Raw genomic sequence first — 22,485 nt, forward strand, 5'->3', positions numbered from 1 at the left:
TAAAATCGATTGGGTCAGAGCCACGAACGTTGTGTCGTTTCACTCTTGTTGTTATTCCGTACCGGGCAGCGACGGCTGCCCGGTTTCATGTGCTTAGCGAGTCGATACCGGGCGCTTCACCCAGACTGGCGACAGGTTGCTGCCGTTGCCGGTGACGTACAGCACCGCGGCTTCACCGCGTTCCAGGGCGACCGGTTTCACGTCGCCGACTTTCTTGTCGCCCTCGTACAGCGCCAGGCTGACTTTCACCGGGTTGATTTCACGCTCGCCACGGCCCTTGGCGGCCACGTTCGGCACCACGTCGGTCTTGCCGTCGGCGGTCTTCAGGGTCAGCGGCTTGTCGCTGAGGTTCTGCACGCGGACCAGGGATTTCTGCTTGTTCTTGAACGGCGGTTCTTCGATCAGTTGCGGCGCGCCGGAAGCGTTGTTGACCAGGGTGTAGTAGTGGTCACCGGCGAGTTTCACCGGCAGGGTCTGGCTGCCGACCTTGGCGCTGTAGTCACCGCCCGGCATGAAACTGAAGTCGCTGCTGGCCAGCGGCGCGACGTCGCTCAGATTGGTGCTGCCGACGGTGGCGCTGACTTCAGCGTTGCTGGCGTTGTAGACCCGCACGAAGGTCGAGCCTTTCGGTGCGGTCGGGCCGTACAGCGCAGCGTCACCACCGGCGAAGGCCTGGACCGACAGCACGCTGAGGCCAGCGACCAGAGCAATGCGTTTGGCGAGACGACGAGGAGTTGTAGTGAAAGTCATGGTGTACCTCTCTTTCAGTTTTGCGCCCGATCGGGCGTCTCGGATTTAGTGTTTACCGCTACGTTTTGTTGGCGCGCGCCGGCTTGTTTAAGCTCTGCGACCCACTGCGGGTCGGCGTCGCCGATTTCGTTGTTCACAGGCAGATATCGTTCAGGAAACTCCCAGATCAGCACCTGTGGCGGGCTGTTCTTGAAGTCATCGCTTTTCAGGTAGCTGAGCATCGGCAGGATCGGGCCGTGGCCGTCCTCGGCGTAATTCACGACGTCGCTGTGCAGCGCTTGTTTGAGCGCACCGACGAAGTTCCAGTTTGGGTTGGCGCTGTAGCTGGTGCCGATCAGCGCGACCGGCACTTCGCTGTTGGCGAACAGCGCGTCGTCACCGGCAGGCTGCTCGGCGGCGGCCACGGTGTTGCGCTTTTGCAGCGGCTCTTTGGCCGGCATCAGGTTTTCGAACAGCGGATCCAGCGGCAGGAACAGACGCAGGTCGCCCTTGTGCGTGACTTTCTCCGCCGCAGTGGTGACGAAACGCTGCGGCTCGCCGCTGAGCGGAAACTTGTCGGCGATGGTTTTCGCCAGGGTGTTGGCGGCGATTTCCGCGCCTTCCGGGGTCCAGTGGGTGTCGGTGCGCAGGAACACTTGCTGACCGTTCTGCTTGGCCTTTTGCAGCGGGCCGAGCAGGTCGGGAGCGAGGATCTTGTCGGCCGCGACACGGGCATGGAAGTCCTGATAGAGGTTGGCGTGGATGCTCGCCGGTTTCACTTCACCCAGGTGTTCCGGGTACAGGCGAACCTTGGCCGGCACGATCGCCATCACCAGTTTCACGCCTTTCTCTTTCAGGGTCTGGCGCACGCCTTCGACCAGCGCGTAGTTGCCTTGCAGGTTCAGCTCTTCGTTGACGATCGGGTTGAATTCCTCATCGCTGTACAACCACTGATCGCGACCGAGCACCACGCCCGGACGACCTTCGTTGAACAGCTTGAAATCCAGCGCGGCCCAGAGGTTGGTGCCCAGACGCTTGATCGGGAATTCATCGTCGTAGTGGGTTTCCACGGCTTTGGTCCAGCGGCCGTTGAGTACCGTCGCGTCGGCATTGGTGCTGAAGCCGAAGAAGCTGCGCACCGACCACAGACCGAGCACCAGCAGGGTCACCAGAAACAGCGCGATGTAGAAGATGCGTAATGAGCGGGTCATGTCAGATCCCTCAGAACTGGAAGTAAAGGAACGGCGAGAAGCTTTGCGCCGAGAGTTTTAGAATCGAGGCGATGAACAGCAGCAGGATCAGCCCGCGCATCACGTAGCGCGACCAGTCCGCCGTCCAGTACGCCGGTTGCACCTGGGCGTCGACGCCGACGGTGTAGCCAGGTTCGTGGATGCTCGCCGGGTTTTCGCCGGGGGCAGCCTTGATCAGGCCCGGGGTTGCTGCGGCAGGGCCATCGGACTCGACGTTGACCGCAGGTTTGGTTTTGACCGGAGGCTGATTGGTGTACAGATCACGCAGGCCGAAGAACGCCAGGGTCACGTACGCCACAATGAGGGTTGCGACCTGCAGACCGGTGAGGCTGGCCTGATTGAGTTCCGACAGCGACCAGTCGCCGAAGCTGAACATCGCGCCGTACATGCGCCCGGCCACGTGCAGGTTCTCGGCGCGGAAGATCACCCAGCCCATGACCACCAGCAGAAAGGTCAGCGCCCAGCGGATCGGGTTAAGGCTGCGCGGCGAGGTATTGAGGCCGAGCATTTTCTCGATCGCCAGCCACATGCCGTGCCATGCACCCCAGACGATGTAAGTGATGTTCGCGCCGTGCCACAGACCACCGAGGAGCATGGTCAGGAACAGGTTGCGATAGGTCATCAGCGTGCCTTTACGGTTACCGCCGAGGGTGATGTACAGGTAGTCACGCAGCCAGGTCGACAGGCTGATGTGCCAGCGACGCCAGAACTCGGTGATCGACTGGCTGATGTACGGCTGCTTGAAGTTTTCCATGAAGCGGAAACCCATCATCAGGCCCAGGCCGATGGCCATGTCGCTGTAACCGGAGAAGTCGAAATACAGCTGCGCGGTGTAAGCCAGCGCGCCGAGCCAGGCATCGCCCGTGGTCGGGTTTTGCAGGGCGAAACAGTGGTCGGCAACCAGGGCCAGGGTATCGGCGATGAACACCTTCTTGATGAAACCCTGCATGAACCGCGTGCAGCCCTCGGAGAACTTGTCGAGGGTGTGGGTGCGGTTGTTGAACTGGTCGGCCAGGTCACGGAAACGCAGGACCGGACCGGCGATCAGGTGCGGGAAGATCGCCACGAACGCCGCGAAGTCGATCAGGTTGCGGGTCGCCGGGGTGTCGCCGCGATAGACGTCGATGATGTAGCTGATCGACTCGAAGATGTAGAACGAGATACCAATCGGCAGCAGCACGTGGGTCAGGATGAACGGCTCGAGACCGACCGAGGTCATCATCGCGTTGATGCTGTCGACGCCGAAGTTGGCGTACTTGAAGTAGCCGAGGATGCACAGGTCCACCGCCACGCCGAGCAGCAGCCAGCGCTGGGCCGGTTTGGTGCGCACGCCGGCGGCGCCGACTTTCAGGCCGATCCAGTAGTTCCACAGGGTGACGCCGGCGAACAGCGCCAGGAAGTCCACCCGCCACCACGCATAGAACACGTAGCTGGCGATCAGCAGCAGCAAATTGCGATAGCGTTGCCCGCTCAGGTAGTACAAGCCGAGAAAGATCGGCAAGAACAGAAACAGGAACACGTTGGATGAAAATACCATCCCGATCTCTCCATGTTTGAACCAACAGTCAAGGGCCAAAGCCCCCCCAAACCCCCCGTGGAATTGGAGGGGTGAAACGATCTGCGACTAACTGCCCTTGTTACCTTTCTCGTGGGACGGGTCGTAGACCTTGGTCAGGTCGCCGCCGAGGCGAAACGTCTTGAACGGCTGCATCCCGTGCTTCTTCTCGATCACATCCGGCGAACAGGTGTAGAGGCTGCAGAACGGCTCAAGCCAGGCGAATTTCATGTCCTCTTTCAGGTCGGTCATGTCCTGTTCCTTGCCGTTCTTCTTCTCGAAGTCCCCGGGATCTTTCACGCCGGCCAGCACCCGGTCACCCAGACGTTTCAGCGCGCCGTTGTTTTCCTGACGCAGATCGACACCGTTGACCTGGGCGAAACTGGCGATCATCGCCAGCGGCGGCAGGGCGTAGTTGTGGTAGGCGAGGGCGCGTTGCTGGCGCTTGAGCTCGTTCGGCAGGTAGCCGTCGGCGTCGATCTGATTGACGCCGACCTTGTATTCCTTGACCGCCCAATCGAACAGGTCGCGGCGGTTGGTGGCGATGGACGTCGCCATCACCGACCACGCTGCCCAGTACGAGTGGTTGTTGGTTTTTTCCAGCGGCAGGTTGTCCCAGTCGCTGACCACCTGATCGGCCATCTTGCTGAACCAGGCTTCGATCAACTGCGCTTCCTGCTGGTGCTGGGCCAGCGGATGGGAGTCGGAGAATTTCAGGCGGATGTACGAAGAGGCCATGCTGCCCAGCGCCCATTTGCGCATCGACTTGCCGGTGTGGTTGAAGTCTTTGGACATCAATGCATCCGCCCGAGCCCAAGTAGCCAGCCAGTTCAGCGTGCAATCCAACTGTTCCGGGCGACCGTCGCGCATGTACTGCATCACCCGCTTGGCGGTGCCGCGTTCCAGGGTGGTGATGTCTTTGGTGGTATCGCGGAAGGCCTTTTCCGACTGCACGTTCAGCGTGGCGCGGGCCTTGTCCGAGCCTTCGTATTTGCTGCGAAATTGCAGCGGCCCGGTGTAGGGCGCCGGCATCGCGTCGCAGCCTTCGCTCTTGTCGCCGGTCTTGAATTTATCCACGGCGGCGAAGTAGCCCTGGGGCGGACGCAGTGGCGCGGCGGCCTGAGTGGCCCCGGCGAACATCGCCAGGGTCAGCAGGGAAGGCGCAAGCAGGTGTTTGATCGTTCGGTTTCGCATGGCAGACCTCATTGCCCGACCTGAGCGGTTTGTTGCCCAGCACCCGGGAATACGTTGCGTTTGCAGATTTTCGCTTCGACTTTCTGTGGCGCGGTGCCCGCATCCGGGCCCTGGACTTCGACCGCCAGCAGGTTCTGCGAGGCCCAGTCTTCGTCCGTGCGCAACTCAAAGGCGAAACGACCGTCGGTGTCGGAGGTTTCCGGTTTCTCGATCTTGATGTCCTCGTGGCGACCGTTCATGTACCAGAGGGTGGCTTGCAGTTTCTTCACCGAGGGGTCGGCGAAGCGGATGTCGACCTGATGGCCGCTGTTCTGCAGGTTCAGGTTCTTGCTGTTGACCAGCAGTTCCTGTTTGCCGCCGGGCTTGAGCGTGGTGCTGGCGGACATTTGTGCGTCTTTGCCTTCGCAGCCGTTGTCGAGCAGGGACATCATCTGGCGATAGATGGTTTCCTGGTCGAGGCGATACAGCGGCGAGAACTCCCAGATGAGGATTTTCGGCGGCGTCTTCTGGAATTCGTCGCTGCCCAGGTACTGCAACATCGAACCTTCCAGACCGCCGCCGGGGAAGGCGACATTGAGAATATCGGCGCCGATGGCTTCTTCGAGGAAGCCGGCGAAGTTGTAATTTTTGCCGCTGTGGGAGGTACCCACAAGGGTGATCTGCGGGTTGCCGGAGTCACCGAACAGATCGCCGTCGCCAGCTTCGCCTTTCGGCTCGGTGGTGAACTGGTCCATGTACTGGATCGCGTAACTGGTGCCGCACAACTGCCCGGCCATGTTGTGCAGGGTGCCGGTCTTGCCCATGCGTCCGGAGCGTTTGGTCTCGAACTCACGCTTGGGAATGTCGGCGAAGGCCGGGATCTGCTTGACCTTCTCGGCGACGATTTTCGCCGTGCGCTGCGCACCGTACGGCGTCCAGTGCTGGTCACCACGGAAGTAGAAATCGTGGGCGGGCAGGGTGTCGGGCAGCGATTCGTTGGTCAGCGGCGACAGGTCCGGCACCACGTAACCCATCTGCGCAAAACGGCCGAGCATGGTCTTGTAGTTGCCCAGCGCTTTCTCGTAATCGAACGCGGCTTTTTCCGCCGGGTTGAGCTTGTTGCGGTTCACCAGGCCACGGGTCGGCTGGTAGACGATCACCAGTTCGACGCCCTTGGCCTTGAACGCATCGTGCAACTGTTGCAGGCGTTTGTAGCCGGCCGGGGTGGTGTTGAACTCGGTGCGCAGGTCTTCCTGGGTCCGGAACAGCCAGTCGCCCTGGGCTTGCACCAGCGTGGTGAAGTTCTGCTGATAACGCGTGGTGTAGTTCTTCGCGTCATGGGCGGCCGGACACAGGCTGCAGCAAGGTTCGGCGGTGAATTTCGGTGCCTGGACTTCATCCGCGCGGGCGCCGTTGCTGGCCGCCAGAATGCCCACGGTCAGGGCCGACAGGCTGAGTAATTTGATCAGGTGTGGGTGCATAAAATTATCCTCAGTCCCGCATTTCGGTCTGGCGTTCGACAGGGTCGATCAGCACGGCTTTCTGCTGGCGCACCAGCAGGTCGAGAATTTCATCCTGACGATCACCCAGCACGCCGTTGAAGCTGATGCCGCTGGATTTGGTCGGTGCCAGCATCGACACGCGGTACAACTCGACGCTCAGCGGCGAGTCGATGGCCATCGGGCCGCTGCCATTGGCCGCCAGTTCACCGCCTACCACGATCAGCGAAACCTGGGCGTCGAACGGGTCGAGCTTGATGTCGCGGTCGGTGTCGGTCAGGTCCTTGATGTGGCCGTAGACGCCGGTCAGGCCGTTGGCCATGGCGATGTTTTCGTAGAGGCGGATGTTCACGCTGTTACGAATGCGGATGCCGTGGCGCTTGTTGCTGATGACCTTGTTGCCCCACAGCAGGTTGTCGGCGGACTCGTAAAGCGTGATGCCGTCGGTGTGGTTCTTGTAGATCTCGTTGTAGGCGACGATGTTGTTCACGCTGTTACGGTCGATCACCAGACCGGAGAGGTGGTTGTCGAAGCTCTTGTTGTTGAAGATGAAGCTGTCGTTCACCTCACGGGAAATGATGATCCCGTGCTTCTTCTTGGTACCGTGGACGGTGTTCTCGGCAATGATCAGACCGTGGGAACGGTCGTGGGGGTCGATGCCGTAGACGATGTTGTCCTTGTAGGTATTGCCCTTGACCACGAAGTCGCGGGTCTCGTAGCAGTAGAAGCCGTACCACATGTCCGAGAACTCAGAACCGACGATCCAGCCGGTCGGCTCGGGACGCTTGAGCACCTTGGCCATGTTCGGCGTGTACTGGGAAATACTCACGCCGTAGGACTTACTGTTGGCGTAGCCGAAACTGGCCATCTTGCTGTTGACGATGTAGGTCTCGGTGCCGCCCCAGGCCAGCAGGAACGGGCGGAATTCCTTCGGCGAACGGAACGTTGCCGGGCCGTTGTCCTTCTCGCGCCAGCCGGTGACTTTGGTGTCACGCACGAACAGTTGACCGTCGTTGACCAGGAACGAACCGGCCTCCTGGGACAGGCGCAATTCCTGGGTCTGGCCGTCGATTTCGAGGATGCCTTTGCGGCCCACGACGATCGGCAATTTCGCCAGGTACACGCCCGGCGAGGTTTCGCTGAAGTACTGCTTGGGCAGTTTCTGCGCCAGCTCTTTCAGGTTCATGTAACCGTCGTCGACGAAGATCGCCTGCGGGATGCCGTGCTGACGCACCACCCATTCGGCCATCTTGTTGTCACCGCCGATAAAGTCCTTCAGGGCGTCTTCCTGCATCATCCGGCGCACGCTGATCTTGCCCGGTTTGCTGCGCACGATCTTCGCGGCAGCGGCCTCGGCGGTGAAGCCGGAGAGGTCGGGCAGTTTCGGCTTGGCCAGCTCCAGCGCCTCGGTCGGCGCGCTGCTGACGGTGTAGGTCTTGGCCTGTTGCAGCTCCTTGGCGATGGTGACCGGCTTGTCTGGCTGAGGGGCCGCCGGTTCGACCGTGGCGAAGGCGCCAGTCGAGGCCAGCAGCATCGCGCCGGCCAACAGGCTGAGCGAGCCTTTCCTTGGGTTGTTCATGTCGGGCACTCCCTTCGCGGTTTGCATCAGAAGCGCCAGATCACGTCGATGAACGCGCGGTGCATGTACGAATCGACCTGGCTGCCATAGGCGTCACCCGGCTTGAACACGCCGCCACGGAAACGCACCAGCGCTGAAGGCTCGTCGATCGACTGGCTCAGCGCCGCCGGCAGCAGGCCTTGCTTGAAGTACTTGGTGACCACCAGATCCATTTCCTGGCCCAGATCCTTGTTGCCGTCCTGCAGTGGCAACGAGGTGCTGGAGAGGATTGCGCCGGTCACGTCGTCGGTGTTGTTTTCCACCGCGTTGATGCCGTTGTTGCCCACCGGCTTGTTGCCGTCCACGCGCCAGAACTTGTGGTAGATCAGGCTGGCGTCGTACTGGTCGTTGAGCATCCAGGAACCGAACAAAGTGGCGGTCTGCATGTTGTTCATTTCGCCACGGAACGCTTCACCGAAGCGGTGTACCCGCGAGCGAGTACCGGTGTAGTTGGAGCGGTTGCTTTCCAGACCGTTCTGTTGGTAATCGGCGCTGGCACGGGCATAGGCCGCACCGACCTGCCACTGCGGATCGAGGCGCAGGCGCACGCCGATGTCGGTGGCCCAGCCGTTGATGTCTTCGCTGCGCTTGGCCTGCGCCGGGCGGGTACCGTCGGCATTCAGCGGGTTGACCGTATCGCGGTCACCGCTCATGCCGGTGATGCTGCCCCAATAGTTGACGGTGTTGGTGTTGCGCCAGTTGTAGGCGTCGCTGTCGGCGGTCAGGCCGAGCCAGCTGATGTCGCCGTTCTGGGTTTTGTCGAGGGTGTCGCGGGGCACGCCCGGCTCGGCGTAATCGAGTTTGCCGTTATCGTGGGTGTGATGGCCACGAATGCCGACCCAGTTGCCCGGTGTCCACTGATACGCCGCATCGGCGTAGGCGTGCAGGCGATCCTTGTCTTTCGGCGCCAGCTCTTTCAGGTCGGTGCGGTATTCGCTGAAGCGTTCGGCGACACCGGCGTTGGCGCGCAACAGAGTGGTGTCGAAGGTCCAGTTCAGCGCTTCGATGTTGGTGTCGCGCCACTGGCCGTCGTCGTTGCGCAGGCGCTGGCGACCGAACTTGAGAATCTCGCCGGGGTAGGGCGTCAGGCCACTGTAGCCGACCCAGAACTCGCGCATTGCCAGGTAATTTTTCTTGGTCTTGCGATCACCGCTGTCGGTGGTTTCGGCGCCGTCGGACTGTTGCAGGGTGTCGGTCTCGATGATGTCGGTCGAGGTCACGGCCTGGCCCATGGCATAGGCACTCCACGCGCCGCTTTCGCCGTAGATCCACGGACGCAGGTCGAGGCCGACGCCGTTGACGTCGCCGCCGGGCGCGGTGCCGAGGTCGCGGTCGTCTTCGGACTGGCCGGTGATTTTCACTTCGAGGCCGAAGTTCTTGGTTTCAGTGATCGCGGCCAGTGTCGGGCAAGACCAGATCAGCGCGAACGTAAGGCCAATGCCGGCCTTCACGAATGGATTCAACTTCATAATTTTTCCTCGCCGTCTTCTTCTTGCAGGGCGTGCAGTTGCAGCGTGTTCTGATTCAGGGCGCCACGGCTGGCCTGTTCCTGTTGCAACAGGCGCTGGGCTTCGGCCAGGCGCTCGGGGGGCAATTGCGCCGCGAGGGTGGTCGCCAGTTCATCCGCTTGCGGGGTGTTTTGCGCCTTGGCCAATTGGCTGAACACGTAGGCATTGAGTGGGTCTGGCTGAGTGCCCTTGCCTTGGGAAAACAGTTGGGCGATGGCGAAGTCGGCGCTGTTCTGGCCGTTGCGCGCAGCGGTCAGCAGATGGTCGAGAGCCTTCTGCGGATAGACCTTGCCCAGGTAGCCACGGCGGTAGATCTGGCCGAGGTAGTAGTCGGCGGCGACTTCGCGGCCGACGGCTTTCTGGAAATGTTCCTCGGCGACTTTCGCGTCGGCCGGCACCAGTTTGCCTTCGTAGTAGAGCTTGCCCAGCAACAGCTCGGCGCGGGGCTGATCGGCGGCGCGGCCGTTGTCCAGGTACTTCATCAACTGATCGACATCGCCCAGTTCCGGGAAGTCGTAGAGCAGTTGTGCCAGCGTCACCCACGAGGCCGGGTAGCCCGGTGCGATCGGTTCGAGCAGCGATTGCGCGGTTTTTTCGTCGGTCTTGCCGAGGGTCGAATCGGCGAGCACACGGGCAACGGAGTCCACGCGCTGGGCCGTGACGCTGCCACGGCTGTAACCGGCCTGCATTTGCTTGATCAGCTCGGCTTGCCGGTCTGGCTGGGCACGTTTCTGATAGACCGTGGCCAGTTCGACGTAGCAGATGTCGGTGGTGTGCAGCGCGGCCTTGCAGATCTTTTCCACGTCATCCAGATGCTGGTCGTAAGTGCCCTGGGTGCGATACAGCAGCACCTGCGCCAGACCTGCTTCCGGGTAACCGGATTTGCGCCACTGGTCGATCTGCTGCTGGGCATTGATGTTCGGGAAGCTGTGCGGGTATTGCAGGTACAGCATCGCCAGCGGGATCAGCGTATTGCCTTCGCCGTTGGCAGCGGCCTTCTTCAGCAGGGTTTCGGCTTCGTGATGCTCGGCCTCGGTGGAGCCGGGCTTGGCCACCAGCAAACGGCCGAGTCGGGCCTGGGCACGCGGCGACACATCGGCCGCTGCGCGATAGGTCGCCTCGGCCTGTTTGATCTGCGCAGGGTCGCGGCTGTCGACCTGGATGTCGGCCAGACCCACCTGAGCTTCGCTGTAACCCAGATCGGCCAACGCACGGTAGTTTTGCGCGGCGGTCGCGGTGTCGCCGCGCTTCAGCGCTTCGTTGGCCAGACGCTGGTCGGGCAGGCCGGCGCAACCGGCCAAAGCGATTGCCATGGCCAGCGTCAGCGGGACCGGCAGGATTCTGATAGGGCTCGTCACGGGCATGTCCTCGACTTAAAGACCGGCAGCCATGGCTTTGTCGATCAGCCAGTTCAGGTTCGGACCGCGGTCGCTGTTCACTTCCACCGGGCGGCCGGCGAAGGTGCTGTCCAGCGGCTCGTCCGGCTGGATCTGCACGCGGATGTCGGAGGACAGGTCGGCGCTTTTCAGGCTGGTGCTGCTGATGATCTTGCCGGTGCGGGTCTTGTCTTCGCCGGCGATCTGGAAGCTCACCGGAGTACCCGGACGCACGTCGCCGAACTGGCGATAGGAGAAGCGTGCATCGACGGTGGCCTGGGTGTTGCGCGGTACCAGGGTGAAGATCACGTCGCCCTTGCTCGCGTATTGACCGTCAGCCACCAGTTGCTGGGCCACGGTGCAATCGCACGGCGAGGTGAGGGTGCCGGTCATCTGCTTGCCGAACAGTTCCTCGACCTTGGCCGGTTGCAGTTGATCTTCATCCAGATGGCCCTTGAGCACGTCGAGCATGCTGGTGCTGAACGTCGCCAGTGGTGCGCCTTTGGCGGCAACGCCGTCGGACTTCACCAGGCTCTGTACGGTGCCGTCGCGGGGCATGGTGATGTTCATGCCCGGCACGCTGACCAGACCGGCCTGGGCATGGCTGACGAAGTACATGCTGTACACCGATTTGAAAACGAAACCCGCCGCCACAAGACCGATCGCGAAAATGCCGGCGCTGAAGGTCACGGCTTTCAGACGCCCGAACGGGGTCATGCCGTGGCCGCTGTCCTTGGCCTTGCGCGCCGTGGTGAAGTTGTCGCGCTGCAGGGTCGCCAGCACTTCGCCGATGCTGACGATGTCGCCGGCCAGATGCGAAGTGATCAGGTGGCGCAGGGTGGAAATGTCCTGCGGCTCAAGGTTCTGGAACTGGCAACCGGCGCGGCCGGTCTGGCGGTCGTAGGAACGCACTTGCAGTTCAACGTCCATGGCGATGCCGAGGTTGTCGATGACGAATTGCAGGCGCGCCTTGTACACCTGGCCGACGGTCAGCGGCAGTTGCCCGGCGTTGAACGCCAGACCACCGGCGGACAGGTCGATGACCCGCGCTTCGACCGGTGCGCGGTCAGGGCCGAAGAACCGCAGCTTGGCCGGGATTTTCACTCGGGCGTGCTGACGCTGGGCTTCGGATTCATGCACTACGTTGACGTTGACGGCGGTATTCATGGGGGCGATTTCCTTGTTAATTCAAGAGGGGCAGGTCAGACCATCATCAGCAGCACGGCGACGAAAATGCTGCCGGCGGAGAAGGTCATGGTCCGAGACGACCAGGTGTTGAACCAACGTTGAAAGCTGGCGAGATCACGGGTCAGGGAAGTGGGCTGGCGAGTCCAGGATTGCTGGTCGAGGCGGAAGAACACGTAGATCTTCACCAGCGCACCGACGATCTGGTTGTAATAGAGAATCACCGGGTAGGCCGGGCCGATGCGGTGACCGGAGCACGACAGCAGCAGCGTCAGAATCAGGCGGGTGATGCCGATCCACAGCAGGTAGGCGAGGATGAACGCGCCGCCGTATTTGAAGCTGGCGATGATCGCCACGGTCAGACCCAGCAGCGAGGTCCACATCGATACGCGCTGGTCAAACAGCACCACCGAAGTAAAGGCGCCGAGGCGTTTCACACCCAGGCCCAGCGCTCGCGAGTTCTGCCGCAGATTGTTGCCGTACCAGCGGAACATCAGTTTGCGACTGGCCTTGATGAAGCTCTTTTCCGGCGGGTGCTCAACGGTGTTGATCGCGGCGTCCGGCACGTAGAAGGTGTCGTAGCCCAGGCGCATCAGGCTGAACCAGCTCGACTTGTCGTCGCCGGTCAGGAACTTGAAGCGGCCCAGACGCCAGTGTTGCAGCGAGTCGCTTTCGACGTCGGCGATGAAGTCCGGGTTGGTCACCACCGAGGCGCGGAATACCGACATGCGGCCGGTCATGGTCAGCACGCGCTTGGACAGGGCCATCGAGCACATGTTGATGTGGCGCTGGGCGAAGCGCAGCTTGTGCCACTCGCTCATGATGTAGCCGCCGCGCACTTCGCAGAATTCGTTGGTGGTCAGGCCACCGACATTGCCGAACATCTGGAACCACGGCACGGTCTTGCGCACCACGCCTTCGGCGAGCACGGTATCGCCGTCGATCACGGCCACCACGGCACGGTCGTCCGGCAGGTGACGGGAGATCGCACGGAAGCCGTAGGCCAGGCCATCGCGTTTGCCGGTGCCGGGAATGCGCACGAAGTCGAGCTTGACCCGGTCCGGCGGATTCATCCGCGCCCACAGCGCCTTGACCAGCAGTTCATCGGACATTTCGACGATGGAGCAGACCACGGTGGTCGGCAGTTCGCAGTCGATGGCTTCGCGGATCACCGAGCTGTAGACCTGCGCGGTGGTCAACGCGTCGATGCGGAAACTGGTGACCATCAGAAACACATGGGACGGGTCCGCCGCCTTGCCCAGCTTGCGAACCTTGCGGCGCAGGTGCGGGTAGACGATGTAGAGAAAGATCATGCCGCGCACGAAATGCGTTGCACCCATCGAGTAGCGCCAGATACCCACGGCGCCAATCAGGAAAATGAAGTCCTTCGACTCGGAGTCGAACGTGGACTCGGGCAGCATCAGGGCCAGGCCCATCAGCAGGCTCAGAAACAAAAGCCAGCCGGCGGATTGCAGAAAAAAATGTTTGAGCTTGGACATGACCGTCATCCGAAGGTGATGGGGGCTTCAGGCCGCCCGCCGATTCGCGGCGTGCGGCTTGAAGCTCGAGGCTTGCTGCTGCGTTACCAGCAGATCCCTTCGGTGCGGGTGCCGGCATCGGTGGCCTTGGCCATGAAGCCGACCAGGTCGATGACCTGTTTGCCGTGCGGTGCCTGTTGAGCCAGGGAGCGGAACTTCTCGTCGCGGTTGCCGAGGATGATCACGTCGGAGTTGTCGATCACCGAGTCGAAATCCGCATTGAGCAGGGACGACACGTGGGGGATCTTCGACTCGATGTAATCCTTGTTCGCGCCGTGGACACGGGCGTACTGGACGTTGCTGTCGTAGATGCTCAGGTCGTAACCCTTGCCGATCAGCATCTCGGCCAGTTCCACCAGCGGGCTTTCGCGCAGGTCGTCGGTGCCGGCCTTGAAGCTCAGGCCGAGCAGGGCGACTTTGCGTTTGTCGTGGCTTTCAACGATGTCGAAGGCGTTCTGCACTTGCGATTCGTTACTGCGCATCAGTGAGTTGAGCAGCGGCGCTTCTACGTCCAGGGAACCGGCGCGGTAGGTCAGGGCGCGCACGTCCTTCGGCAGGCACGAGCCGCCGAAGGCAAAGCCCGGGCGCATGTAGTACTGGGACAGGTTGAGGGTCTTGTCCTGGCAGACCACGTCCATCACTTCACGTCCATCGACACCCACCGCTTTGGCGATGTTGCCGATCTCGTTGGCGAAGGTCACTTTGGTCGCGTGCCAGACGTTGCAGGTGTACTTGATCATCTCGGCGACGGCGATGTCTTTGCGGATGATCGGCGCGTCGAGTTCTTCGTACAGCGATTGCAGAACGTCGCCCGAAGCCTTGTCGAACTCGCCGATGACGGTCATCGGTGGCAGGTCGTAATCGGCGATTGCGGTGGATTCGCGCAGGAACTCAGGGTTGACCGCCACGCCGAAATCGACACCGGCCTTCTTGCCGGAGCAGTCTTCGAGGATCGGGATCACCACGTTGGCCACGGTGCCCGGCAGCACGGTGCTGCGCACGACGATGGTGTGACGGGTGGATTTTTCACGCAGGACAAAACCGATCTCGCGGCACACCGCTTCGATGTAGTTCAGTTCCAGGTCGCCGTTCTTCTTGCTTGGCGTGCCGACGCAGATCATCGACAGGTCGGTGTCGCGAATCGCCTCGGCGAAGTTGGTCGTACCGCGCAGACGACCGGTCTCGATCCCTTGCGCCAGCAACTCGCCCAGGCCCGGTTCGACAATGGGGGATTTGCCAGCGTTGATCATGTCGATCTTGTCTTTGGCAACATCGACGCCAACCACGTCATGGCCCCGTGCAGACAGGCAACCGGCACAGACTGCACCGACGTAACCCAAACCAAATATGCTGATGCGCATCGCAATTACCTCTGTATATATCAGGCCGTTAGAGGGCCGGAGTTAATGGTGTTCAGCGGTCTTAGTGCACTCGAAAGTGTGACTTGCAGGCGTCACAATGCCGTGTGCAGGCATACTAAGTTTCGAGTGTCTAAATAAGTGCACTCAAGATGTGCGCAACCAGGCCTTATTGTTGTGACATGCCCTGTTATGCAGCGGATCCTCTGGCAAGAGGACTCTTGTGCAATCTCGTATTGCGCGCCCGATGTCAGGCGCAGGCCTGTAGATCGGGCGGTTGGGTGCTCAGGCGAGCACGTTTATAAGGGCGCGGCCTTGGCCTTGTAGGGGATATTGATGGTGCGTATCTCCTGTCCTTCGCTAGTTGTCCAGAGTTGTTATCCATTCAGGCAAGTTGCTGTGACAACTTGGTTACATGGTTTTGATCTCTGCGTAAGTTATCTCGTACATATTCGGCGAGAATCGTTACCGGTGGTATGAGCTATGCATTTGGACATAGTTCCTGTCCGCTCATCGTGAAATCTGAAATTTTTTGAAATATTGAGAAAGATGGCACTGCTCTCATATTGATAGCACTTTCCATTTCGCCCTTTATTAATAGGCAGATAATCGCGTTAGATGGTTTTGTGCCACTACCCGGAAAAAATTTGGGTGCCACTACTGAAAAAAATGACAACTGTCGAGTGAAAGAAAAGATAGAAATGAGGGTGATGTTTTTATGGCGCCAATAAGTCGGCGAAAAGAAGGGAGGTTTTTTTGACGTCGTGCGAGGTGCACGACTCTTTATATAAGGAGTCGTGCAATGGGCATGCTTTATTCGGGTGCGTGATCGCGCAGAAACACCAGATTGTCCGGTTTTGATTGCTCGGCGCTGAAGCGATAACCCTGTACATCGAACTGTTTGAGGGCCGCCGGATCGTTGATGCGTTCCTGGATCACGAAGCGGCTCATCAGGCCACGGGCTTTCTTGGCGTAGAAACTGATGATCTTGTACTGGCCGTTCTTCAGGTCCTTGAACTCGGTGTTGATGATCCGCGCGTTCAGGGCCGTACGCTTGACCGCCGAGAAATACTCGTTGGAGGCCAGGTTCAGCAGCACGTCATCGCCCTGGTCGGCCAGCGCTTCGTTCAGCCATTCGCTGATGCGGGTGCCCCAGAACGCATACAAGTCCTTGCCCCGGGCGTTGGCCAGTTTGGTGCCCATTTCCAGGCGATACGGCTGCATCAGGTCGAGCGGGCGCAGCAGACCGTAGAGGCCGGAGAGCATGCGCAGGTGCTGTTGCGCGTAATCGAAATCGGCTTCGCTGAAGCTCTGGGCGTCGAGCCCGGTGTAGACGTCGCCCTTGAAGGCCAGCAGTGCCTGCTTGGCGTTGGCCGGGGTGAACGCCGGTGTCCAGCTACCGAAACGTGCGGCATTGAGGCCGCCGATCTTGTCGGAAACGTGCATCAGTTCGCTGATCTGCGCCGGGCTCAGTTCGCGCAACTGCTGGATCAGCTCCTGGGAATGGTCGAGGTATTGCGGCTGGGTGAAGCGCTGGGTCGCCGGCGGTGTTTCGTAATCGAGGGTCTTGGCGGGGGAAATCACCATCAGCATGAAGTCGTCTCCTTTAATCGTGGGGGCGATTCTAGGGGGTTGGGGCGCATGACTCCAGCTATCAGGTCCATAGGTGATCGGCGGTTCGCCAGCCGGATCGGCTATAGTGCCGCGCGGGTTTTGTTATGGAGACACCCCTTTGCGCATTGTTCTTTTATTCACCGTGTGGCTGTTGAGCTTCGGGGCCGTCGCGGCGCCGGGTGATATTGCCACGCTCGATCGCAGCACCTGGCCGGAGAAACTCGACAACCCGACCCTGTTCGACGTCGCCTCCCGGGCGGAAGTCCTGATGTTCGCCCGGGGCCTGCTGGGCAGTGAAGCACTGGATGAGGCCGCGCTGGCCCAGCGTCTGGGGCTGCGCACGGTCAATCTGGAGGCGATCAACAGCCTGCGCGAGCGTCTGTGGCAGCGGTTGCTGACCAGCTACAACTACGCCCAGCAGAGCTGCGATCAGGACGCCTCGTTCTGCTTCCTCGTCGAAGACCTGCCGACCCTGCGCGAGCAGGCAGCCAAGTTCGTGGTCAGCGAGGAAAGCTATTACACGAAGTGGGCCGAGCCGAGCCGGATCTTCCATCAGCAGTATCTGGATGAACTGCTGCGCAAGGCGGCGCTGTCGCCGCAGACCACCAGCGAAGTCGATCATTTCGGTGACTACGAACGCAACGGCGACGAGATGCACGACCGGTTGTTCCTGCTGAGTTTCGACAGTGCCGCGAACCTGCAGCCGGACAACACCGACTGGATCGCCGACTATCTGCGCAAATCCAGTCTGAGCGGCACCTTCTTTTTGCTGGGCAAGGATGTGCAGGCGCGGCTGGCGGATCGCTCGGTGAATAACCTGCAATCGGAATTCTCGAAACTCTGCGTGGGCGTGCAGGGCTGGGAATTCCGCTCCCACAGCCACTGGCAGGACTGGCAGGAGTCGGTGCGCCGCAGCAGCGATCTGGTGAAGAGCAAGCTGCCGGAAAACTACGTGCCGCTGTTCCGTCCACCGGAGGGGCAGCGCCGCAGTGATGCCGGCAGTTTCTTGCGCAATCAGGGCCTGCAAGTGGCGCTGTGGGACATCGATGCCCAGGACGGCGCCGGCAAGCTCAAGGGCAATCCCAGCGCGCAGCGGGTGCTGACCCTGATGCTGTTGTGGCGGCATGGGGTGATCAATTTCAACATGAAGCAGGACGCGGTGAAGACCGCGTTGCCGTGGCTGATCACGCAGACCGCGCAAAGCGGCATCGGCTGGGAAGATTGTCAGGACGCGTTTCGCTGACAAACGGCAAGAGCCCGTAAACATTGGGCTTGGGGTGAATTTTTTGCAGGATTCGATGCAGGCGGACTTCCGACTCTAACGGGGGCGCGGCGGTCCGCCAAGGGCTTTTCGTCACTTTGCAAAATAAACTTCAAAAAAGCGTCAAAGTGCTTTTTTCTGTCACGGGTTTTGGAGTATTACGAAGTCAGACCGCCGAAACCTGCAACACAGGTGGCGTCTTCCAAGACCCATTTTGTGTGCAATTCACCTGCTATTCCGAACAAAAGCTTCGCAGGTGGATTCGGCAGTCACTTCGAGGCGCAGCACCGCCCAGGTATTGCGTCGAATGGCTCCCACAAAGGTGACCGAGTATGGATGATCACGGACGTAGCCCTTCCTCCAACCAGCCAATCCTTTATGTACTCGATACCAACGTACTGATTCACGATCCAAACGCCCTGCTGAATTTCGAAGAACACCACGTCGCGATCCCGATGACCGTGCTTGAAGAGCTGGACAAGCTCAAGAGCGGGCATCACAGCGTGGCCGCCGAATGCCGTCAGGCCATCCGGCTGATCGACAAGACGTTGGGCGATGCCTCGCCCGAAGACGTCGAGCAAGGGGTGCCGATCCAGCGCGGAAAGGGCGGGCCTAAAGGGTTGCTGTCAATTCTGATGAGCAAACAGGCAGAGTCGAACCTGATTCTGCCCGAGCACCTGAACGACAACAAAATCATCAATCAGTTGATCGACCTGCACACCCGCGATCCGAAGAAACCGGTGGTGCTGGTCACCAAAGACATCAACATGCGCCTCAAGGCGCGGGCCTGCGGGATCGACGCCGAGGACTACAGCACCGACCAACTGGTCGATGACGTGTCCCTGCTGCCCAACGGCTACCACAACATGACCGGCTCCTTCTGGGACCGCGTGAGCAAGGTCGAAACCCGTCAGGACCATGGCCGCACCTGGCACCAGGTGCAACTGATCGACAACCTGCCGGCCGTGCACATCAACGAGTTCATCATCGATGAGCAGGGCTTTGTCGGCTGGATCAAGGAGATTGAAGAGGACCGTCTGCTGATCCTCGATCTGCACCAGGAACCGTTGTTGCATCAGGAAGCCTGGGGCCTCAAGCCGCGTGACATCTATCAGAGCCTGGCGCTGTACGCCTTGCTCGACCCGGACATTCACCTGGTCAACCTGTCCGGCGCCGCCGGTTCCGGCAAGACCATCCTGGCGCTGGCCGCTGCGATCGAGCAGACCATGGTCAGCAAGCGTTATCGCCGCATCATCGCCACCCGCAGCGTGCAGGGCCTGGATCAGGAAATCGGCTTCCTGCCCGGCACCGAAGCGGAAAAAATGGAGCCTTGGCTGGGCGCCATCACCGACAACCTCGAAGCCTTGCACATGGATGATGAAAACACCCATGGCAGCGTCGACTACATCCTCAGCAAAGTGCCGTTGCAGTTCAAATCGCTCAACTACATTCGCGGTCGCAGCTTCCAGCAGAGCCTGATCCTGATCGACGAATGCCAGAACCTCACGCCGCACCAGATGAAAACCATCATCACCCGGGCCGGCGCCGGTTCCAAAGTGGTGTGCCTGGGCAACCTGGCACAGATCGATACCCCTTACCTGTCCGCGACCAGTTCCGGGCTGACCTACCTGACCGAACGTTTCAAGGATTTCCCCAACGGTGTGCACATCACCCTGCAAGGGGTGCCTCGCTCGATTCTGGCCGAATACGCCGAATCCCATCTGTAACCCGCCAAAGGAACCGGGCGACTGCAAAGTCGCCCGGTTTTTTGTGTGCGCAATTCTGACCCTCGGGTTTACAATCGACGCTCCTGATCAGGAGTAACCCCGTGCTGACTCATCTCGATTCCCAAGGTCGCGCCAACATGGTCGACGTCACCGAAAAAGCCGTGACGTTCCGCGAGGCGACGGCCCAAGCGCTGGTGCGCATGCTGCCCGACACCCTGCAGATGATCGTCAGCGGCGGCCATCCCAAGGGCGACGTGTTCGCCGTGGCGCGCATCGCCGGCATTCAGGCGGCGAAGAAAACCAGTGACCTGATTCCCCTGTGCCATCCGCTGATGCTCACCGGCGTCAAGGTCGAACTCAGCGCTGAAGGCGACGACGCTGTGCGCATCGTGGCTCGTTGCAAGCTGTCCGGGCAGACCGGCGTCGAGATGGAAGCGCTGACCGCCGCCAGCGTCGCCGCGCTGACGATCTACGACATGTGCAAGGCCGTGGATCGCGGCATGACCATCGAAAGCGTGCGCCTGCTGGAGAAAGTCGGCGGCAAGAGCGGGCATTTCCAGGCGGAGCAGCCATGAACCTGACCGTGAAGTTTTTTGCCCGTTACCGCGAGGCGCTGGGCGTGGATTCGGTGAAGATCGAAGGTGAATTCGCGACTGTGGAGGACGTACGCGCCTTGCTCGCCAAACGTGACGGCGCCGAGGTGCTGAGCGAACAGAACCTGATGTGCGCGCGCAACGAAGACCTGTGCCAGCTCGACGAGCCAGTGGTCGATGGCGACGAAGTGGCGTTTTTCCCCACCGTGACCGGAGGCTAAGGCATGGCGATTCGTGTGCAGTCCACCGCGTTCGATCCCGGCGCTGAAGTCAACGCGATGCACGCGGCCAATGTCGGCGTCGGCGCGGTGGTGAGTTTTGTCGGCTATGTGCGCGACTTCAACGACGGCCTTGATGTCGCCGGAATGTTCCTCGAACACTATCCGGGCATGACCGAAAAGGCTCTGGGCAAGATCGCCGTCGAGGCCGAACAGCGCTGGCCACTGTTGAAGCTGGAAGTGCTGCACCGCATCGGCGCGCTGGAACCGGGCGAACCGATCGTGTTCGTCGGCGCCGCCAGCGCCCACCGTCAGGCGGCTTTCGATGCCTGTGCCTTTGTCATGGATTACCTGAAGACCCGCGCGCCGTTCTGGAAGAAAGAGAACACCAGCGACGGCCCGCGCTGGGTCGAAGGTCGTGACAGCGATCATGCGGCGGCGGATCGCTGGAAGCAGTAAATCTTCTTTTATCCCCTCTAGTGCATCAGCCGACCATTGGCTGGTGCCGATGGCTTTTGCCCGATTGACGATTTGTACATGAAAGTCCAATATGGATTTCCAAGTACAAAAATAGTCTCATGCTTGAAGCTCCAGGCTTGCCGCTTGCAGCTGCTCTTCTTCGTCTTGCCAAACCAACAACAACCCGCGAGAGAACGAACATGAAGAAACTCCCCCTCATCACCGGTCTGGCGCTGAGCCTGTTGGCGTGCAGCAGCGTGTTTGCCGCCGAGAAAACCCTGCGCATCGGTATCGAAGCGGCGTATCCACCCTTCGCCTCAAAGACTGACCAAGGTGAAATCGTCGGTTTCGACTACGACATCGGCAATGCCCTGTGCGCGCAGATGCAGGTCAAATGTGTGTGGGTCGAGGGCGAGTTCGACGGTCTGATTCCTTCCCTGAAGGTGAAGAAAATCGACATGGCGCTGTCGTCCATGACCATCAATGAAGACCGCAAGAAGTCCGTGGACTTCACCCACAAGTACTATTTCACCTCGTCGCGGCTGGTGATGAAGGAAGGCGCGACCGTCGATGACCAGTACGCCAGCCTCAAGGGCAAGACCGTCGGCGTGCAGCGTGCGACCACCACCGACCGTTATGCCACCGAGGTGTTCGAGCCCAAGGGCATCAACGTCAAGCGCTATGGCAACAACGAAGAAATCTACATGGACCTGGCGGCCGGGCGTCTCGACGCGATTTTCGCCGACACCATTCCGCTGACCGATTTCCTGTCGATGCCGCGCGGCAAGGGTTACGCCTTTGTCGGGCCTGAGCTTAAAGACCCGAAATACGTGGGCGAGGGCGCCGGGATCGCGGTGCGCAAGGGCAACACCGAACTGGTCAGCCAGTTGAACACCGCCATCGACGGCATTCGCGCCAGTGGCGAGTATCAGAAGATCTCCGAGAAGTACTTCAAGTCGGACATCTACGGCGACTGATAGTCCGCCATCGCTGGCAAGTCGAGTCGTCGCACCGCAGCTCCCACAAGTTCAACGGTGAACACATATTTTGTGAACGGCGTTGAAATTGTGGGAGCTGGCTTGCCAGCGATGAGGCCGTAACATTCACCGCAAATCTTCAGCCCTTCAATTCCTTCAAATGCTTGTACACCGTCGCCCGCCCCATGTTCAGCACATTGGCCACGTAGTTCGAGGCGCTCTTGCCCTTGAACGCGCCCTCGGCGTGCAGCGCCAGCACCAGTTCGCGTTTGTGATCGCGGGTCAGCAGATTCAGGCTCAGTTGCCGCTCGCGCAGCCAGGCGTGCAGGAAAGTGTTGATGCGCTCCTGCCAGTCATCGCGAAACAGCGAGTCCGGTTGCGGAATCAGTTTGCTCGGCGAGAGGAACAGATCCAGCGCAGCCTTGGCGTTCTCGAACAGTGAAATATTCAGGTTGATGCACAGCACCGCCAGCGGACGCCCTTCGCTGTCGCGCAGCACGGTGCTCAGGCTGCGAATCTTCTGGCCGTCCCAGTTGAGCTTTTCGTACGGGCCGATGTTCCGTTCGCTGACGTCGTCGCTGAGCATGTCTTCCAGTGACGATTCATCACCGATCACCCGTTTCGACAGGTTGTTGGCGATGTAGTCGACCTTCTGTGTGCGCAAGTCATGCAGCACCACTTCGGCGTGGGGAAAGAACAGGGTGGCGATGGCATCGGCGATGGCGTGGTAGTTATCCAGCGCGGCGTCATTCGGCTCGGGCGTTTGTTCGGGGGCGGTCATAACTGTGGAGCTCCAGGCAACGTCAATGCCCCCGTGGTCCGGGGGCGTTGCGAGTGTGCCGCAATC

At 60.6% G+C, this 22,485-nt stretch carries 19 protein-coding genes; 6 read left to right on the top strand and 13 right to left on the bottom strand.

Annotation, left to right across the window (positions count from 1 at the left end):
• Window positions 1-93: 93 nt before the first annotated feature.
• From AC07NR_RS24115 to yaaA, 12 genes are all read right to left on the bottom strand, one after another.
• Window positions 94-750 carry an alginate O-acetyltransferase AlgF gene (locus AC07NR_RS24115; protein ID WP_085711707.1) on the bottom strand — a complete coding sequence of 219 codons (657 nt, stop codon included), beginning with the start codon at window positions 748-750 and terminating at the stop codon, window positions 94-96.
• Window positions 751-764: 14 nt separating this feature from the next.
• A complete protein-coding gene (locus tag AC07NR_RS24120) occupies window positions 765-1,940 on the bottom strand; it encodes an alginate O-acetyltransferase (RefSeq protein WP_495079628.1) in 1,176 nt (391 codons plus the stop codon).
• A 10-nt stretch (window positions 1,941-1,950) separates the two neighbouring features.
• Window positions 1,951-3,516, bottom strand: a complete 1,566-nt coding sequence (locus AC07NR_RS24125; RefSeq protein ID WP_495079629.1) for an MBOAT family O-acyltransferase — start codon at window positions 3,514-3,516, stop codon at window positions 1,951-1,953.
• An 87-nt stretch (window positions 3,517-3,603) separates the two neighbouring features.
• Window positions 3,604-4,728, bottom strand: a complete 1,125-nt coding sequence (locus AC07NR_RS24130; protein WP_495079630.1) for a mannuronate-specific alginate lyase — start codon at window positions 4,726-4,728, stop codon at window positions 3,604-3,606.
• A gap of 8 nt (window positions 4,729-4,736) precedes the next feature.
• On the bottom strand, window positions 4,737-6,188 hold the full coding sequence (locus AC07NR_RS24135) for an alginate O-acetyltransferase (RefSeq protein WP_248738252.1): 1,452 nt from the start codon (window positions 6,186-6,188) through the stop codon (window positions 4,737-4,739).
• 10 nt (window positions 6,189-6,198) lie between these two features.
• Window positions 6,199-7,785: a mannuronan 5-epimerase AlgG gene (gene algG, locus AC07NR_RS24140; protein WP_495079631.1), complete on the bottom strand. Its 1,587-nt coding sequence runs from the start codon at window positions 7,783-7,785 to the stop codon at window positions 6,199-6,201.
• Between the two features lie 26 nt (window positions 7,786-7,811).
• Window positions 7,812-9,293 (bottom strand): alginate export family protein, encoded by a 1,482-nt coding sequence (locus AC07NR_RS24145; protein ID WP_495079632.1) that lies wholly within the window; start codon window positions 9,291-9,293, stop codon window positions 7,812-7,814.
• Window positions 9,290-10,696, bottom strand: a complete 1,407-nt coding sequence (algK, locus tag AC07NR_RS24150; protein WP_495079633.1) for an alginate biosynthesis TPR repeat lipoprotein AlgK — start codon at window positions 10,694-10,696, stop codon at window positions 9,290-9,292. The genes AC07NR_RS24145 and algK overlap by 4 nt, the downstream gene beginning before the upstream one ends.
• 9 nt (window positions 10,697-10,705) lie before the next feature.
• Entirely contained in the window at window positions 10,706-11,875 is a 1,170-nt protein-coding gene (locus AC07NR_RS24155) for a PilZ domain-containing protein (protein ID WP_495079634.1), read from the bottom strand.
• 35 nt (window positions 11,876-11,910) lie between these two features.
• Window positions 11,911-13,392 (bottom strand): mannuronan synthase, encoded by a 1,482-nt coding sequence (gene alg8 / locus AC07NR_RS24160; protein ID WP_162803455.1) that lies wholly within the window; start codon window positions 13,390-13,392, stop codon window positions 11,911-11,913.
• Window positions 13,393-13,475: 83 nt separating this feature from the next.
• Window positions 13,476-14,792 (bottom strand): nucleotide sugar dehydrogenase, encoded by a 1,317-nt coding sequence (locus AC07NR_RS24165; protein WP_085711697.1) that lies wholly within the window; start codon window positions 14,790-14,792, stop codon window positions 13,476-13,478.
• An 810-nt stretch (window positions 14,793-15,602) separates the two neighbouring features.
• The gene (yaaA, locus tag AC07NR_RS24170; protein ID WP_248738249.1) at window positions 15,603-16,382 is read right to left on the bottom strand and encodes a peroxide stress protein YaaA; all 780 of its coding nucleotides are present in this window, start codon (window positions 16,380-16,382) and stop codon (window positions 15,603-15,605) included.
• Between the two features lie 139 nt (window positions 16,383-16,521).
• Between yaaA and AC07NR_RS24175 the strand changes: the two genes are divergently transcribed.
• From AC07NR_RS24175 to AC07NR_RS24200, 6 genes are all read left to right on the top strand, one after another.
• The gene (locus AC07NR_RS24175) at window positions 16,522-17,646 is read left to right on the top strand and encodes a polysaccharide deacetylase family protein (protein WP_495079635.1); all 1,125 of its coding nucleotides are present in this window, start codon (window positions 16,522-16,524) and stop codon (window positions 17,644-17,646) included.
• 350 nt (window positions 17,647-17,996) lie between these two features.
• Window positions 17,997-19,391, top strand: coding sequence for a PhoH family protein (locus tag AC07NR_RS24180; protein ID WP_085711694.1), 1,395 nt, complete (start codon window positions 17,997-17,999; stop codon window positions 19,389-19,391).
• A 101-nt stretch (window positions 19,392-19,492) separates the two neighbouring features.
• Entirely contained in the window at window positions 19,493-19,966 is a 474-nt protein-coding gene (moaC, locus tag AC07NR_RS24185) for a cyclic pyranopterin monophosphate synthase MoaC (RefSeq protein ID WP_007957321.1), read from the top strand.
• The gene (moaD, locus tag AC07NR_RS24190; RefSeq protein ID WP_248738247.1) at window positions 19,963-20,205 is read left to right on the top strand and encodes a molybdopterin converting factor subunit 1; all 243 of its coding nucleotides are present in this window, start codon (window positions 19,963-19,965) and stop codon (window positions 20,203-20,205) included. The genes moaC and moaD overlap by 4 nt, the downstream gene beginning before the upstream one ends.
• A 3-nt stretch (window positions 20,206-20,208) precedes the next feature.
• The gene (moaE, locus tag AC07NR_RS24195) at window positions 20,209-20,661 is read left to right on the top strand and encodes a molybdopterin synthase catalytic subunit MoaE (protein WP_085711692.1); all 453 of its coding nucleotides are present in this window, start codon (window positions 20,209-20,211) and stop codon (window positions 20,659-20,661) included.
• A gap of 200 nt (window positions 20,662-20,861) precedes the next feature.
• On the top strand, window positions 20,862-21,638 hold the full coding sequence (locus AC07NR_RS24200) for an ABC transporter substrate-binding protein (RefSeq protein WP_085711691.1): 777 nt from the start codon (window positions 20,862-20,864) through the stop codon (window positions 21,636-21,638).
• 139 nt (window positions 21,639-21,777) lie between these two features.
• On the opposite strand, the gene AC07NR_RS24205 is transcribed toward AC07NR_RS24200, so the two are convergent.
• On the bottom strand, window positions 21,778-22,419 hold the full coding sequence (locus AC07NR_RS24205) for a helix-turn-helix transcriptional regulator (protein WP_085711690.1): 642 nt from the start codon (window positions 22,417-22,419) through the stop codon (window positions 21,778-21,780).
• Window positions 22,420-22,485 lie beyond the last annotated feature (66 nt).

It is taken from the genome of Pseudomonas sp. GW821-FHT09C09 (genome assembly GCF_059418105.1).

Bases quoted from the DNA above. Each gene is read 5' to 3' on its own strand.
- AC07NR_RS24165 (WP_085711697.1), bottom strand. From the start codon at position 14,792: ATGCGCATCAGCATATTTGGTTTGGGTTACGTCGGTGCAGTCTGTGCC.
- moaE (WP_085711692.1), top strand. From the start codon at position 20,209: ATGGCGATTCGTGTGCAGTCCACCGCGTTCGATCCCGGCGCTGAAGTC.
- AC07NR_RS24200 (WP_085711691.1), top strand. From the start codon at position 20,862: ATGAAGAAACTCCCCCTCATCACCGGTCTGGCGCTGAGCCTGTTGGCG.
- algG (WP_495079631.1), bottom strand. From the start codon at position 7,785: ATGAACAACCCAAGGAAAGGCTCGCTCAGCCTGTTGGCCGGCGCGATG.
- AC07NR_RS24125 (WP_495079629.1), bottom strand. From the start codon at position 3,516: ATGGTATTTTCATCCAACGTGTTCCTGTTTCTGTTCTTGCCGATCTTT.
- AC07NR_RS24115 (WP_085711707.1), bottom strand. From the start codon at position 750: ATGACTTTCACTACAACTCCTCGTCGTCTCGCCAAACGCATTGCTCTG.
- AC07NR_RS24155 (WP_495079634.1), bottom strand. From the start codon at position 11,875: ATGAATACCGCCGTCAACGTCAACGTAGTGCATGAATCCGAAGCCCAG.
- AC07NR_RS24205 (WP_085711690.1), bottom strand. From the start codon at position 22,419: ATGACCGCCCCCGAACAAACGCCCGAGCCGAATGACGCCGCGCTGGAT.
- AC07NR_RS24145 (WP_495079632.1), bottom strand. From the start codon at position 9,293: ATGAAGTTGAATCCATTCGTGAAGGCCGGCATTGGCCTTACGTTCGCG.
- AC07NR_RS24180 (WP_085711694.1), top strand. From the start codon at position 17,997: ATGGATGATCACGGACGTAGCCCTTCCTCCAACCAGCCAATCCTTTAT.
- AC07NR_RS24120 (WP_495079628.1), bottom strand. From the start codon at position 1,940: ATGACCCGCTCATTACGCATCTTCTACATCGCGCTGTTTCTGGTGACC.
- algK (WP_495079633.1), bottom strand. From the start codon at position 10,696: ATGCCCGTGACGAGCCCTATCAGAATCCTGCCGGTCCCGCTGACGCTG.
- moaD (WP_248738247.1), top strand. From the start codon at position 19,963: ATGAACCTGACCGTGAAGTTTTTTGCCCGTTACCGCGAGGCGCTGGGC.
- alg8 (WP_162803455.1), bottom strand. From the start codon at position 13,392: ATGTCCAAGCTCAAACATTTTTTTCTGCAATCCGCCGGCTGGCTTTTG.
- yaaA (WP_248738249.1), bottom strand. From the start codon at position 16,382: ATGCTGATGGTGATTTCCCCCGCCAAGACCCTCGATTACGAAACACCG.
- AC07NR_RS24135 (WP_248738252.1), bottom strand. From the start codon at position 6,188: ATGCACCCACACCTGATCAAATTACTCAGCCTGTCGGCCCTGACCGTG.
- AC07NR_RS24130 (WP_495079630.1), bottom strand. From the start codon at position 4,728: ATGCGAAACCGAACGATCAAACACCTGCTTGCGCCTTCCCTGCTGACC.